This window comes from Streptomyces sp. 4F14 (genome assembly GCF_048159485.1).
Classification (GTDB): Bacteria; Actinomycetota; Actinomycetes; order Streptomycetales; family Streptomycetaceae; genus Streptomyces.
In genome coordinates, this window is record NZ_JBLRVY010000007.1 from 279,339 (window position 1) to 292,932 (window position 13,594).

Sequence of the window (13,594 nt, forward strand, 5' to 3'; positions counted from 1 at the left end):
TTCTCGTGTACGGCTGCTCAGCCGCCGAACTCCTGGAGCCCCTTCAGCGCCTGGTCCAGCAGCGCCTGGCGGCCCTCCAGCTCACGCTCCAGCTTGTCCGCGCGGGACGCGTTGCCCTGCGCGCGGGCCGTGTCGATCTGCGTACGCAGCTTGTCGACGGCCGCCTGGAGCTGGCCCGTGAGACCGGCCGCGCGGGCACGGGCCTCCGGGTTGGTGCGGCGCCACTCGGTCTCCTCGGCGTCCTGCAGGGCGCGCTCGACCGTGTGCATCCGGCCCTCGACCTTCGGGCGGGCGTCGCGCGGGACGTGGCCGATGGCCTCCCAGCGCTCGTTGATCGCCCGGAACGCCGCGCGCGCCGACTTCAGGTCGCCGATCGGCAGGAGCTTCTCGGCCTCCTCGGCCAGCTCCTCCTTCAGCTTCAGGTTCTCCGTCTGCTCGGCGTCCCGCTCCGCGAAGACCCCGCTGCGCGCCGCGAAGAACACGTCCTGGGCGCCGCGGAAGCGGTTCCACAGGTCGTCCTCGTGCTCGCGCTGGGCTCGGCCCGCGGCCTTCCAGTCCGACATCAGCTCGCGGTAGCGGGCCGCCGTCGGACCCCAGTCCTGGGACTTCGACAGCGACTCGGCCTCCGCGACCAGCCGCTCCTTGATCCGGCGGGCGTCCTCGCGCTGCGCGTCGAGCTGCGCGAAGTGCGCCTTGCGCCGCTTGGAGAACGCCGAGCGGGCGTGCGAGAAGCGGTGCCACAGTTCGTCGTCCGACTTGCGGTCCAGACGCGGCAGGCCCTTCCAGGTGTCGACCAGCGCCCGCAGGCGCTCACCGGCCGCCCGCCACTGGTCGGACTGCGCGAGCTGCTCCGCCTCCGTGACCAGGTCCTCCTTGGCCTTGCGGGCCTCCTCGGACTGCTTGGCGCGCTGCTGCTTGCGCTCCTCACGCCGCGACTCGACCGAGGACACCAGGGCGTCCAGCCGCTCCTTCAGCGACGCCAGGTCACCGACCGCGTGATGCGCGTCGACCTGCTCGCGCAGGTGGTCGATCGCCACCTGCGCGTCCTTGGCCGACAGGTCGGTGGTGCGCACGCGCTTCTCCAGGAGGCCGATCTCGACCACCAGGCCCTCGTACTTGCGCTCGAAGTAGGCCAACGCCTCCTCGGGAGAGCCGGCCTGCCAGGAACCGACGACCTGCTCGCCGTCGGCCGTACGCACGTACACGGTCCCCGTCTCGTCGACGCGGCCCCACGGGTCGCTGCTCACAGCGCCTCCTCCACATGATGCCTGCGCGAGGCACTCCGGCCCCCGGGCATCGTCCACAGTTTCGTCTTGGCCAACATAGGCGACCGGCAGTGTGCCTGTCCGCATCCAGCGCGACCGAAATTCCGCTGGCAGCCGCCCCGGATTCGTCAGGACTTCGCGACCGTCGCCTTGTCGATCACGACCGTCGCGTTGGGGGCGGTGTTGCCGGTCGCCGGGTCGGCGGCCTGCGCGCCCGCGGCGGCGATCTTCTTCAGGACCTTCATCCCGTCGGCCGACACCGTCCCGAACGGCGTGTACTGCGGCGGCAGCTGGGAGTCCTGGTAGACGAGGAAGAACTGACTGCCACCGGTGTGCGCCTGGCCGGTGTTCGCCATCGCGACCGTGCCCGCCGGGTAGATGTTGTTCTTCAGCGAGGCGTCCTTCAGGTTCTCGTCCGGGATCGTGTACCCCGGTCCGCCGGAGCCCTGTCCGGTCGGGTCGCCGCACTGCAGGACGTAGATGCCCTCGGTGGTGAGCCGGTGGCACTTGGTGTGGTCGAAGTAGCCCTTGCCGGCCAGGAAGTCGAAGGAGTTGACGGTCTGCGGGGCCGCCGACGCCTTCAGGGCGATGTCGATCTCGCCGCAGGTCGTGTCCAGCTTCATCGTGTACTTCGCGGACTTGTCGATCGCGAGCTTCGGCTCGGTCTTCCACGTCTCCGTCTTGATCGACCCCGCCGCCGGCTTCCCGCACGGGTCCGGGCCCTTGCTCGGCTGCGCCGACGGGGAGGCGGCGACGTCGTCCGACTTCTTGGAGTCGTCGTCCTTGAACGCGCCCGTCGCGTAGAGGGCGCTGCCGCCGATGACGACCACACCGAGCACCGACGCGATCACCGAGTTGCGCATCCGGGCCTTGCGCCGGGCGGCGGTGCGCCGTTGCTGCTGCCGCAAGAACTTCTCCCGCGCGAGCTGCCGCTTCCGCTGTTCCTGGGTGACCACCGGTCTTCTCCTTGAGGGCTTCGTGTCTCGTACGCCGGTTCGCGCTGCGTGTGCCCCGTACCGTATATGGGTTCGCTGAGGAAACGGCAGCGCCGGTAGGCTCTGACGTGGGCCGCGCCGTGCGCAAGCCCCCCGTATCGACACAAACAGAGGACGACCGTGCTCATTGCCGGGTTCCCCGCCGGAGCCTGGGGGACGAACTGCTATCTCGTCGCCCCGGCCGCCGGTGAGGAGTGCGTGATCATCGACCCGGGCCACCAGGCGGCCCCCGGCGTCGAGGAGACACTCGCCAAGCATCGGCTCAAGCCCGTCGCCGTCGTCCTCACCCATGGCCATCTCGACCACGTGGCCTCCGTCGTCCCGGTCTGCGGCGCGCACGACGTGCCCGCCTGGATCCACCCCGACGACCGCTACATGATGAGCGACCCCGAGAAGGCCCTCGGCCGGTCCATCGGGATGCCGCTGCTGGGCGAGCTGACCATCGGGGAGCCGGACGACGTCCGCGAACTCACCGACGGGGCGCGGCTGGAGCTGGCAGGTCTGGAACTCACCGTCGCGCACGCACCGGGCCATACGGAGGGGTCGGTGACGTTCAGGCTCCCCGAGGCCGCCGACATCCCGTCGGTGTTCTTCTCCGGGGACCTGCTCTTCGCCGGCTCCATCGGACGCACCGACCTGCCCGGCGGCTCCATGGACGCCATGCTCGCCTCCCTGGCGCGCGTGTGCCTGCCGCTCGACGACTCCACCGTGGTCCTCTCCGGACACGGCCCCCAGACCACCATCGGCCGCGAACGCGCCACCAACGCCTACCTGAGGCAGGTGGCCGACGGCCAGGGAGCGCCCGGCGCCCCCCGACGAGGAATGTGACTTTCCGTTGAGTACCTTCCAGGCCCCCAAGGGCACGTACGACCTGCTGCCGCCGGACTCCGCGACCTACCTCGCGGTCCGCGACGCCCTCTCCGCGCCCCTGCGCGCCTCCGGGTACGGCTACGCCGAGACCCCCGGCTTCGAGAACGTCGAGCTCTTCGCGCGCGGCGTCGGCGAGTCCACCGACATCGTCACCAAGGAGATGTACGCCTTCGAGACCAAGGGCGGCGACAGGCTCGCGCTGCGCCCCGAGGGCACCGCGTCCACCCTGCGCGCCGCGCTCGAAGGCAACCTGCACAAGCTGGGCAACCTGCCCGTCAAGCTCTGGTACTCCGGCTCGTACTACCGCTACGAGCGCCCCCAGAAGGGCCGTTACCGCCACTTCTCGCAGATCGGCGCCGAGGCGATCGGCGCGGAGGACCCCGCCCTCGACGCCGAGCTGATCATCCTGGCCGACCAGGCGTACCGTTCGCTGGGCCTGCGCGAGTTCCGCATCCTGCTGAACTCCCTGGGCGACAAGGAGTGCCGCCCCGTCTACCGCGAGGCCCTCCAGACGTTCCTGCGCGGCCTCGACCTCGACGAGGAGACCCTGCGCCGCGCCGACATCAACCCGCTGCGCGTCCTCGACGACAAGCGGCCCGACGTGCAGAAGCAGCTCACGGACGCCCCGCTCCTGCAGGACTACCTGTGCGACGCCTGCAAGGCGTACCACGAGGAGGTCCGCGCCCTGCTGACCGCCGAGGGCGTCGCCTTCGAGGACGACCCCAAGCTGGTCCGCGGCCTCGACTACTACACGCGCACGACCTTCGAGTTCGTCCACGACGGCCTCGGCTCCCAGTCGGCGGTCGGCGGCGGCGGACGCTACGACGGACTCTCCGAGATGATCGGCGGCCCCGCGCTCCCGTCCATCGGCTGGGCCCTCGGCGTCGACCGCACGGTCCTCGCCCTGGAGGCGGAGGGCATCACCCTCGACCTCCCGGCGGCGACCTCGGTCTACGCCGTCCCGCTCGGCGAGGAGGCCCGCCGCGTCCTGTTCGCCAAGGTCACCGAGTTGCGCAAGGCCGGCGTCGCCGCCGACTTCGCCTACGGCGGCAAGGGCCTCAAGGGCGCCATGAAGAACGCCAACCGCTCCGGCGCCCGCTACACGCTGGTCGCGGGGGAGCGGGACCTCGCGGAGGGCGTCGTCCAGCTCAAGGACATGGAGTCCGGGGAGCAGACGGCGATCGCCGTGGACCAGATCGTGCCGGAGCTGAAGTCCCGGCTGGCCTGAGGCCGGGCTCAGGCCAGAGGGCCCGCGCGCAGGGCGCCGGTGACCGCCGCCGTCCTGTCGGTGTGCGGCCACCGCCGCGCGGGCCGTCGGCCGATCTCCGCGTCGGTGCAGCCCTCGGCGACCAGGCGCAGGACGGACTTCTCACGCTCGGAGAGGTGCGGGCTGGTGGGGCGGCGCGGGGCACGTCCTTGAGGGGTAACTGGCGGCACCCGCCTCCACCGCGCGGAGGATGTCACGGCCGGTCTCGTACGCGGTGAGGACGACGACCCGGCAGGGGAGGCCGCACGGGTGATCCGCTGGATCGAGGCGACTCCGTACTGAGCCTCGCGCGCAGACCTTCGCGGACGGAGAGCGTGAGGAAGGCGTCCCGGTAGACCGGCCGCACCCGTGCCCGTGCCGAACTCCCCGCATGGCGGCGCGAGTTGGTCGCGCCTCCTGACAGGCGCACAGGACGACGGCCTCGCACCCGGCGGGCCCCCGCCGGATCGGCGTCCAGCTCGACGATCAGCTCCGCCCGGCCCGCGCTCTGCTCGATGATCCGCATGATCCAGCTCCCGAAGGTCACCGAGAACAGCGGACTCACCACCGTCGACAGGGAGTTGACGACCGGCTGCTGCCGCTCGGGGCGCCACAGCAGGATCCACCCCGCCGGCTCACGCGCGAGGAACGGCAGTGCCCTGCCATCCGGGGCGGTCCGCGGCGAGGGCCGACACCAGGGTGATCAGCCACACCAGCGCGAAGTACACGTCCCACAGCCGGAACGGGCCGTCCCGGACGTCTGCTCCGGGCCGCTCGCTCATCCGTTGCGCCGGCTCTTCCACCGGAAGGTCAGCAGATACAGCACCAGTCCTCCGACGCACCACGCCGCCAGGACCAGGGCCACCCGGCCGAACTCCCAGTCGCCGGTCTGCTCCACGACGCGCGCCGAGTCCGGCAGGAACACCCCGCGCAGCCCCTGGCACATCCACTTCAGCGGGAACAGCGCGCTGATCCCGAGCAGCGCGCACGCGGTGAGACCGAGCACGAAGATCCACGCGAAGTCGAACCACCGGGTCGCCGACGCCGGCAGGTCGACCCTGTACAGCGTCGTCCCGACCGCCAGCAGGACGGCCGTCTCCAGCGCCCCCGTGACCAGCACCAGCGGGGACGTAGAGCTGGGAGGCGGTGATGCCGGCGCCCTCCACGTCGTCCTGCAAGATCGACGCGAACAGGAACAGGAACACCACCTGCTCGCGCTGGCGGAAGAACTGCCGCAGTTCCAGAGCGCCCCGGCTCAGTCCGAGCGACCACGTGCGAGGCAGCCGCGCGGCGGTCATCGCGCACCCTTTTGCCCGGTCAGGGACAGATAGACGTCCTCCAGGGTCGGCCGGGTCACCGTCAGGCCGGGTATCTCGCCGTCGAAACGGGACGCCGGTTCGGCCACCACGCGCGTGGGAGTGCCGGTGCGCTCCGCGCGACGGTCGCGCCCGCGCCGTACCGCTCCCGCAGCGCGCGATGACGGCGAGCCGGTCGGCGAGGGTCTCGGCCTCCTCCAGGTAGTGCGTGGTCAGCAGGATCGTCGTCCCCTCGTCGGCCAGTGCGCGGATCAGGTCCCAGAACCGCCCGCGTGCCGCCGGGTCGAAACCGGTCGTCGGCTCGTCCAGGAGCAGCGGCTCAGGGCCCCCGATCACCCCGAGCGCGACGTCCAGGCGCCGCCGCCGGCCGCCCGGGAGGGCCTTGATCCGGCTGTCCGCCTTCTCCGCGAGCCCCACCAGACCGATGACCGTCTCCGCGTCACGAGGACGCGGGTAGTAGCGGGCGAAATGTCGTACTGTCTCACGAACCGTCAACTCGGCGGGCGCGGATTCGTCCTGCCAGACGATTCCGATACGTGAACGCCACGCGCGCGTGGCCCTCGCCGGATCCGCCCCCACGACCCGCACCTCACCCGAGTCCCGCTCCCGGTTCCCCCGCAGGATCTCGACCGTCGTGCTCTTCCCCGCACCGTTCGGACCGAGGGCCGGACACAGAGCCAGGGCGAATGCCCAGGTCGACGCCGTCCGGCGCGGTCGTGTCGCCGTACCGCTTGCGCAGTTGCCGGACGCTCACCGCGTGTTCTTGCCCGTGTGCTGTCATACCGGCCGGTCTCGTCCGGAACCCCTCGCTCCGGGGACGTCCGGTCGTCCATGCTTATGTCCACCGAACGGTGGACAGAGGGGGCCGTGCGGCACAATGAGCGCTGCCAGAAGTACGTCCCCTCTCGACTTGACGGATCGGCGTGATGAGCAAGACGACAGTCAAAGAGGTCTCCATGGACCACGAGCCGGAGCGCGCCACCGCCGACGCGCCTCGCGCGGTGGGCGGCAGCAGGGCGTTCGCGCTGATGCTGGTGATCACGGGTGCGGCGGGGCTGCTCGCCGCCTGGGTGATCACCATCGACAAGTTCAAGCTGCTTGAGGCGAAGGTCGAGGGGAAGACGTTCGTCCCCGGGTGCAGTCTCAACCCGGTCGTCTCCTGCGGCAGCGTCATGGAGTCCAAGCAGGCCGCCGCCTTCGGGTTCCCGAACCCCATGCTCGGACTGGTCTGCTACGGCATCGTCATCGCCGTCGGCATGAGCCTGCTGGGCCGCGCCCGGTTCCCGCGCTGGTACTGGCTGACCTTCAACTTCGGCACGCTGTTCGGGGTCGGATTCTGTACGTGGCTCCAGTTCCAGTCGCTGTACAGGATCAACGCGCTGTGCCTGTGGTGCTCGCTGGCCTGGGTCGCGACGATCATCATGTTCTGGTACGTGACGTCGTTCAACGTCCGCAACGGCTTCCTGCCGGGGCCGGCCTGGCTGAAGAGCTTCTTCGGCGAGTTCACCTGGGTGCTGCCGGCCGTGCACATCGGGATCATCGGCATGCTGATCCTGACCCGCTGGTGGGACTTCTGGACCAGCTGACGCTCCGGACGGGATTGTCAGTGCCGTGATTTAGGGTTTCCGTGTGGAGCCCGATCTGTTCACCGCAGCCGCCGAAGACCGCCAGGAGAAGGACCCGACGGGGAGCCCCTTGGCGGTCAGAATGCGTCCGCGCACGCTCGACGAGGTCGCGGGACAGCAGCATCTCCTGAAGCCCGGCTCCCCCCTGCGCCGCCTGGTCGGCGAGGGCGCGGGCGGCCCGGCCGGCGTCTCCTCGGTGATCCTCTGGGGCCCGCCGGGCACGGGAAAGACGACCCTCGCGTACGTCGTCTCCAAGGCCACCAACAAGCGCTTCGTGGAGCTCTCGGCGATCACCGCCGGCGTCAAGGAGGTCCGCGCGGTCATCGACGGCGCCCGCCGCGCCAGCGGGGGATACGGCAAGGAGACCGTCCTCTTCCTCGACGAGATCCACCGCTTCAGCAAGGCCCAGCAGGACTCCCTCCTCCCGGCCGTCGAGAACCGCTGGGTCACCCTCATCGCGGCGACCACCGAGAACCCGTACTTCTCGGTCATCTCCCCCCTCCTGTCCCGCTCCCTCCTCCTCACCCTCGAACCCCTCACGGACGACGACCTGCGCGGCCTCCTCAGAAGGGCCGTCACCGACGAGCGCGGCCTCAAAGCCGCCGTCACCCTCCCCGAGGACACCGAGGACCACCTCCTGCGCATCGCCGGCGGAGACGCCCGCCGCGCCCTCACCGCCCTGGAGGCCGCCGCCGGCGCCGCCCTCGACCAGGCGGAGACCGAGATCACCCTCGCGACCCTGGAACAGACAGTCGACCGCGCGGCCGTCACGTACGACCGCGACGGTGACCAGCACTACGACGTCGCCAGCGCCCTCATCAAGTCCATCCGCGGCTCCGACGTCGACGCCGCCCTGCACTACCTCGCCCGCATGATCGAGGCCGGCGAGGACCCCCGCTTCATCGCCCGCCGCCTGATGATCTCCGCCAGCGAGGACATCGGCCTCGCCGACCCGAACGCCCTCCCCATAGCCGTCGCCGCCGCGCAGGCCGTCGCCATGATCGGCTTCCCCGAGGCCGCCCTCACCCTCAGCCACGCCACCATCGCCCTCGCCCTGGCCCCCAAGTCCAACGCCGCGACGACCGCGATCGGCGCCGCCCTGGAGGACGTCCGCAAGGGCCTGGCCGGACCGGTGCCGACGCACCTGCGCGACGGCCACTACAAGGGCGCCGCCAAACTGGGGCACGCGCAGGGGTACGTCTACCCGCACGACATCCCCGAGGGCATCGCCGAGCAGCAGTACGCCCCGGACCAGATCAAGGACCGCGAGTACTACACGCCCACCCGGCACGGCGCGGAGGCACGTTACGCGGACGCCGTCGAGTGGACCCGCAAGCACCTCGGTCGCAACCGGCCTTGAGCACCCTGTAAACTCGCCCGAAGTGCCGTGTCCCGCGCTGTCAGAGCGGGGCGACCGGCCGGAACCCTCTCAGAGGGCTCCAGGAGCGTCGCGCAAGCACGTATGTGCCCAGACCAGGGAGCGGCTGCCCACCCCGTCACTCAGGTGAACGAGGCGGGTTTCCCCGGCTGCGGATCGCGACCTCTCGTGATGCTGACAAGCCGAAAACATACGGAGAGAAAAACACAGTGGCGAACCAGTCCCGCCCCAAGGTCAAGAAGTCGCGTGCCCTCGGCATCGCGCTGACCCCGAAGGCCGTCAAGTACTTCGAGGCCCGCCCCTACCCGCCGGGTGAGCACGGCCGTGGCCGCAAGCAGAACTCGGACTACAAGGTCCGTCTGCTTGAGAAGCAGCGTCTGCGCGCGCAGTACGACATCTCCGAGCGTCAGCTCGTCCGCGCCTACGAGCGCGCCTCCAAGGTCCAGGGCAAGACCGGTGAGGCCCTGATCGTGGAGCTGGAGCGCCGTCTCGACGCCCTGGTCCTGCGTTCGGGCATCGCCCGCACGATCTACCAGGCCCGTCAGATGGTCGTTCACGGCCACATCGAGGTCAACGGCCAGAAGACCGACAAGCCCTCGTTCCGTGTCCGTCCCGACGACGTCGTGATGGTCCGCGAGCGCAGCCGCGAGAAGACCCTCTTCACCGTGGCCCGCGAGGGTGGCTTCGCCGCCGACGGCGAGACCCCGCGCTACCTTCAGGTCAACCTCAAGGCCCTGGCGTTCCGCCTGGACCGCGAGCCGAACCGCAAGGAAGTTCCGGTCATCTGCGACGAGCAGCTGGTCGTCGAGTACTACGCCCGCTGATTTTCCGGCGGTGAGGCCCGTCGTCCCCTCGGGGGCGGCGGGCTTTCGCGTGCCCGTAATGCGGTACAGAGCGCTGCGCCGGGCGCGATAGGCTCACGGGAGGCAAGTTTTACGCGTCAGGGAGTAGGTGCAGACGGTGTCCGGAGGCGAGGTAGCCGGCATCATCGTGGCCGTCTTCTGGGCGATCCTGGTCTCCTTCCTCGCCGTCGCGCTGGTGAGGCTGGCCCAGACGCTCAGGGCGACCACGAAGCTGGTGGCGGACGTGACCGACCAGGCCGTACCGCTGCTCGCGGACGCCTCCACGGCCGTACGCTCCGCGCAGACGCAGATCGACCGGGTCGACGCTATCGCCTCGGACGTCCAGGAGGTCACCTCGAACGCCTCCGCGCTGTCGACGACGGTCGCCTCGACGTTCGGCGGACCTCTCGTGAAGGTCGCCGCGTTCGGGTACGGCGTGCGCCGCGCACTGGGTGGCCGCAAGGAGGACGCCGTGCCGGCGAAGGCACCCCGCCGTACCGTGATCGTGGGCCGCGTCCGTGGGAAGAGGGACTGAGAGCAGCGATGTTCCGCCGTACGTTCTGGTTCACGACCGGCGTCGCAGCCGGTGTCTGGGCCACCACCAAGGTCAACCGCAAGCTGAAGCAGCTCACCCCGGAGAGCCTCGCCGCGACGGCGGCGAACAAGGCGCTGGAGACGGGCACGCGCCTCAAGGACCGCGCGGTCGGTTTCGCGCTGGACGTCCGGGACGGCATGGCCCAGCGGGAGGCCGAGCTGGAGGACGCGCTCGGCATCGAGCAGGCGCCCGAACTCCCCGCACCCCGGCGGATCACCGCCATCGAGAACACGACGTACCCCAACACGTATACGTACAACCGGAATGAGGACCACTGATGGAGTCGGCCGAGATTCGCCGCCGCTGGCTGAGCTTCTACGAGGAGCGCGGGCACACCGTCGTGCCTTCGGCGTCGCTCATCGCGGACGACCCGACTCTGCTCCTCGTTCCGGCCGGCATGGTTCCCTTCAAGCCGTACTTCCTCGGTGAGGTCAAGCCGCCGTGGTCGCGCGCCACCAGCGTGCAGAAGTGCGTGCGCACGCCGGACATCGAGGAGGTCGGCAAGACCACCCGGCACGGCACGTTCTTCCAGATGTGCGGCAACTTCTCCTTCGGCGACTACTTCAAGGAAGGCGCCATCACGTACGCCTGGGAGTTGCTCACCGGCTCCCAGGACAAGGGCGGTTACGGCCTCGACCCCGAGCGCCTGTGGATCACCGTCTACCTGGACGACGACGAGGCCGAGCGCATCTGGCACGAGGTCGTCGGCGTGCCGAAGGAGCGCATCCAGCGCCTGGGCATGAAGGACAACTACTGGTCGATGGGCGTCCCCGGACCCTGCGGCCCCTGTTCCGAGATCAACTACGACCGCGGCCCGGAGTTCGGCGTCGAGGGCGGCCCGGCCGTCAACGACGAGCGGTACGTCGAGATCTGGAACCTCGTCTTCATGCAGTACGAGCGCGGCGAGGGCATCGGCAAGGACAACTTCGAGATCCTCGGCGAACTCCCCAGCAAGAACATCGACACGGGCCTCGGCCTGGAGCGCCTCGCGATGATCCTGCAGGGCGTGCAGAACATGTACGAGATCGACACCTCGATGGCCGTCATCAAGAAGGCCACCGAGCTGACCGGCGTCGAGTACGGCCAGGCCCACGAGTCGGACGTCTCCCTGCGCGTGGTCACCGACCACATGCGTACGTCGGTGATGCTGATCGGCGACGGCGTCACCCCCGGCAACGAGGGCCGGGGCTACGTCCTGCGCCGCATCATGCGCCGCGCCATCCGCAACATGCGCCTCCTCGGCGCCACCGGCCCGGTCGTCCTGGACCTCATCGACACCGTCATCGGGATGATGGGCCAGCAGTACCCGGAGCTGATCACCGACCGCGAGCGCATCGAGAAGGTCGCCGTCGCCGAGGAGAACGCCTTCCTCAAGGCCCTCAAGGGCGGCACGAACATCCTCGACACGGCCGTCTCCGAGACCAAGGCGTCCGGGGGCACGGTCCTCGCCGGCGACAAGGCGTTCCTCCTGCACGACACGTGGGGCTTCCCGATCGACCTCACCCTGGAGATGGCCGCCGAGCAGGGCCTTTCCGTGGACGAGGACGGCTTCCGGCGCCTGATGAAGGAGCAGCGGGAGCGCGCCAAGGCGGACGCCCAGGCCAAGAAGACCGGGCACGCCGGCGCCGGTGCCTACCGGGAGATCGCCGACCGGACCGGTGAGACCGACTTCATCGGCTACACCTTCACCGAGGGCGAGACCACGATCGTCGGCATCCTCGTCGACGGCGCCTCCTCCCCGGCCGCCACCGAGGGCGACGAGGTCGAGATCGTCCTCGACCGCACCCCGTTCTACGCCGAGGGCGGCGGCCAGATCGGCGACACCGGGAAGATCCGGGTCGACTCGGGCGCCGTCATCGAGGTCCGCGACTGCCAGAAGCCGGTCCCGGGGGTGTACGTCCACAAGGGCGTCGTCCAGGTCGGCGAGGTGACCGTCGGTGCCAAGGCCCACGCCTCGATCGATTCCCGTCGCCGTACGGCCATCGCCCGCGCCCACAGCGCCACCCACCTCACCCACCAGGCCCTGCGCGACGCCCTCGGCCCGACGGCCGCCCAGGCCGGTTCCGAGAATCAGCCGGGCCGCTTCCGCTTCGACTTCGGCTCCCCGTCCGCCGTACCGACGGCCGTGATGACCGACGTCGAGCAGAAGATCAACGAGGTGCTCTCCCACGACCTCGACGTGCACGCCGAGATCCTGCCGATCGCCGAGGCCAAGCGGCAGGGTGCCATCGCCGAGTTCGGCGAGAAGTACGGCGAGCAGGTCCGCGTCGTCACCATCGGGGACTTCTCCAAGGAGCTGTGCGGCGGGACGCACGTCCACAACACCTCGCAGCTCGGCCTGGTCAAGCTGCTCGGCGAGTCGTCGATCGGCTCGGGTGTGCGCCGTATCGAGGCCCTCGTCGGCGTCGACGCCTACAACTTCCTGGCCCGGGAGCACACGGTCGTCGCCCAGCTCCAGGAGCTGGTCAAGGGGCGTCCGGAGGAGCTGCCGGAGAAGGTCTCGGCGATGCTCGGCAAGCTCAAGGACGCCGAGAAGGAGATCGAGAAGTTCCGCGCGGAGAAGGTCCTCCAGGCCGCCGCCGGACTCGCCGACTCCGCGAAGGACGTACGCGGGATCGCCCTGGTCACCGGCCAGGTCCCGGACGGGACGACCCCGGACGACCTGCGCAAGCTGGTCCTCGACGTGCGGGGGCGGATCCAGGGCGGGCGGGCCGTCGTCGTCGCCCTGTTCACCGTGAACAACGGCAAACCCCTGACGGTGATCGCCACCAACGAGGCCGCCCGTGAGCGTGGTCTCAAGGCGGGCGACCTGGTCCGTACGGCTGCCAAGACCCTCGGCGGCGGCGGTGGCGGCAAGCCGGACGTCGCCCAGGGCGGCGGGCAGAACCCGGCCGCCGTCGGCGAGGCCGTCGACGCCGTCGAGCGGCTGGTCGCGGAGACGGCCAACTGATGCGACGAGGACGCCGGCTCGCGATCGACGTCGGGGACGCCCGGATCGGGGTCGCCTCGTGCGACCCCGACGGGATCCTCGCGACCCCGGTCGAGACGGTCCCGGGCAGGGACGTTCCCGCTGCTCAGCGCCGTCTGAAGCAACTCGTCGAGGAGTACGAGCCGATCGAGATCGTCGTCGGGCTCCCGCGCTCCCTCAAGGGGGGCGAGGGCCCGGCGGCGGTCAAGGTCCGCGGTTTCGCCGAGGCACTGGCCAAGGCGGTCGACCCGATTCCGGTTCGGCTGCTGGACGAGCGGATGACGACCGTGACGGCCAGTCAGGGGCTGCGCGCCTCGGGTGTGAAGTCGAAGAAGGGACGCTCCGTCATCGACCAGGCCGCCGCTGTGATCATCCTTCAGCAGGCGCTTGAATCCGAACGGGTGTCAGGTAAAGCACCTGGAGACAGCGTCTAAGTGGTCATCTGATCGCGATACGGTAACGTTCCGCGCGATGCGGAGGTGTTCGAACAGCCT

14 protein-coding genes and 2 pseudogenes are annotated in these 13,594 nt (G+C 70.1%); 9 read left to right on the top strand and 7 right to left on the bottom strand.

The features are described from left to right. Nucleotides 1–17 precede the first annotated feature (17 nt). Together ACLZOT_RS14655 and ACLZOT_RS14660 are read right to left on the bottom strand one after the other, a co-directional pair. A complete protein-coding gene (locus ACLZOT_RS14655) occupies nt 18–1,247 on the bottom strand; it encodes a DUF349 domain-containing protein (protein WP_416969295.1) in 1,230 nt (409 codons plus the stop codon). A 146-nt stretch (nt 1,248–1,393) separates the two neighbouring features. Further along, nucleotides 1,394–2,221, bottom strand: a complete 828-nt coding sequence (locus ACLZOT_RS14660; protein ID WP_416969296.1) for a peptidylprolyl isomerase — start codon at nt 2,219–2,221, stop codon at nt 1,394–1,396. Nucleotides 2,222–2,380: 159 nt separating this feature from the next. Between ACLZOT_RS14660 and ACLZOT_RS14665 the strand changes: the two genes are divergently transcribed. Both ACLZOT_RS14665 and hisS read left to right on the top strand, forming a co-directional pair. Next, nucleotides 2,381–3,088, top strand: coding sequence for an MBL fold metallo-hydrolase (locus tag ACLZOT_RS14665; RefSeq protein WP_416969297.1), 708 nt, complete (start codon nt 2,381–2,383; stop codon nt 3,086–3,088). A 7-nt stretch (nt 3,089–3,095) separates the two neighbouring features. Beyond that, on the top strand, nt 3,096–4,358 hold the full coding sequence (gene hisS / locus ACLZOT_RS14670) for a histidine--tRNA ligase (RefSeq protein ID WP_416969298.1): 1,263 nt from the start codon (nt 3,096–3,098) through the stop codon (nt 4,356–4,358). Between the two features lie 8 nt (nt 4,359–4,366). Here the strand turns inward: hisS and ACLZOT_RS14675 are convergent, their stop codons facing one another. From ACLZOT_RS14675 to ACLZOT_RS14695, 5 genes and pseudogenes are all read right to left on the bottom strand, one after another. Continuing rightward, complete coding sequence (locus tag ACLZOT_RS14675; RefSeq protein ID WP_416969299.1) at nt 4,367–4,567, bottom strand: hypothetical protein; 201 nt, start codon at nt 4,565–4,567, stop codon at nt 4,367–4,369. A gap of 23 nt (nt 4,568–4,590) precedes the next feature. Continuing rightward, nucleotides 4,591–4,944, bottom strand: coding sequence for a hypothetical protein (locus ACLZOT_RS14680; RefSeq protein ID WP_416969300.1), 354 nt, complete (start codon nt 4,942–4,944; stop codon nt 4,591–4,593). A 67-nt stretch (nt 4,945–5,011) separates the two neighbouring features. Continuing rightward, nucleotides 5,012–5,158 carry a hypothetical protein gene (locus ACLZOT_RS14685; RefSeq protein WP_416969301.1) on the bottom strand — a complete coding sequence of 49 codons (147 nt, stop codon included), beginning with the start codon at nt 5,156–5,158 and terminating at the stop codon, nt 5,012–5,014. Further along, nucleotides 5,155–5,674 (bottom strand): annotated as a pseudogene (locus ACLZOT_RS14690) (hypothetical protein). The gene ACLZOT_RS14685 and the pseudogene ACLZOT_RS14690 overlap by 4 nt, the downstream one beginning before the upstream one ends. Before the next feature lie 369 nt (nt 5,675–6,043). After that, a pseudogene (locus tag ACLZOT_RS14695) lies at nt 6,044–6,373 on the bottom strand (ATP-binding cassette domain-containing protein); the annotation flags it as partial. A 245-nt stretch (nt 6,374–6,618) separates the two neighbouring features. Between ACLZOT_RS14695 and ACLZOT_RS14700 the strand changes: the two are divergent. The 7 genes from ACLZOT_RS14700 to ruvX all read left to right on the top strand — a co-directional run bounded on the left by ACLZOT_RS14700 (nt 6,619) and on the right by ruvX (nt 13,534). Then, nucleotides 6,619–7,278 (top strand): vitamin K epoxide reductase family protein, encoded by a 660-nt coding sequence (locus ACLZOT_RS14700; protein WP_416969302.1) that lies wholly within the window; start codon nt 6,619–6,621, stop codon nt 7,276–7,278. Between the two features lie 43 nt (nt 7,279–7,321). Then, nucleotides 7,322–8,677, top strand: coding sequence for a replication-associated recombination protein A (locus tag ACLZOT_RS14705; RefSeq protein ID WP_416969303.1), 1,356 nt, complete (start codon nt 7,322–7,324; stop codon nt 8,675–8,677). A gap of 227 nt (nt 8,678–8,904) precedes the next feature. Next, nucleotides 8,905–9,519 carry a 30S ribosomal protein S4 gene (gene rpsD / locus ACLZOT_RS14710; RefSeq protein WP_355882110.1) on the top strand — a complete coding sequence of 205 codons (615 nt, stop codon included), beginning with the start codon at nt 8,905–8,907 and terminating at the stop codon, nt 9,517–9,519. A 127-nt stretch (nt 9,520–9,646) separates the two neighbouring features. Further along, nucleotides 9,647–10,072: a DUF948 domain-containing protein gene (locus ACLZOT_RS14715; protein WP_416969304.1), complete on the top strand. Its 426-nt coding sequence runs from the start codon at nt 9,647–9,649 to the stop codon at nt 10,070–10,072. Between the two features lie 8 nt (nt 10,073–10,080). Beyond that, nucleotides 10,081–10,410 carry a hypothetical protein gene (locus ACLZOT_RS14720; protein WP_416969305.1) on the top strand — a complete coding sequence of 110 codons (330 nt, stop codon included), beginning with the start codon at nt 10,081–10,083 and terminating at the stop codon, nt 10,408–10,410. Further along, nucleotides 10,410–13,082, top strand: a complete 2,673-nt coding sequence (alaS, locus tag ACLZOT_RS14725) for an alanine--tRNA ligase (RefSeq protein WP_416969306.1) — start codon at nt 10,410–10,412, stop codon at nt 13,080–13,082. Before ACLZOT_RS14720 ends, alaS begins: the two co-directional genes overlap by 1 nt. Further along, nucleotides 13,082–13,534, top strand: a complete 453-nt coding sequence (gene ruvX, locus ACLZOT_RS14730) for a Holliday junction resolvase RuvX (RefSeq protein WP_416969307.1) — start codon at nt 13,082–13,084, stop codon at nt 13,532–13,534. The genes alaS and ruvX overlap by 1 nt, the downstream gene beginning before the upstream one ends. Nucleotides 13,535–13,594 lie beyond the last annotated feature (60 nt).

Bases quoted from the DNA above. Each gene is read 5' to 3' on its own strand.
- ACLZOT_RS14700 (WP_416969302.1), top strand. From the start codon at position 6,619: ATGAGCAAGACGACAGTCAAAGAGGTCTCCATGGACCACGAGCCGGAG.
- alaS (WP_416969306.1), top strand. From the start codon at position 10,410: ATGGAGTCGGCCGAGATTCGCCGCCGCTGGCTGAGCTTCTACGAGGAG.
- ACLZOT_RS14720 (WP_416969305.1), top strand. From the start codon at position 10,081: ATGTTCCGCCGTACGTTCTGGTTCACGACCGGCGTCGCAGCCGGTGTC.
- ruvX (WP_416969307.1), top strand. From the start codon at position 13,082: ATGCGACGAGGACGCCGGCTCGCGATCGACGTCGGGGACGCCCGGATC.
- ACLZOT_RS14685 (WP_416969301.1), bottom strand. From the start codon at position 5,158: ATGAGCGAGCGGCCCGGAGCAGACGTCCGGGACGGCCCGTTCCGGCTG.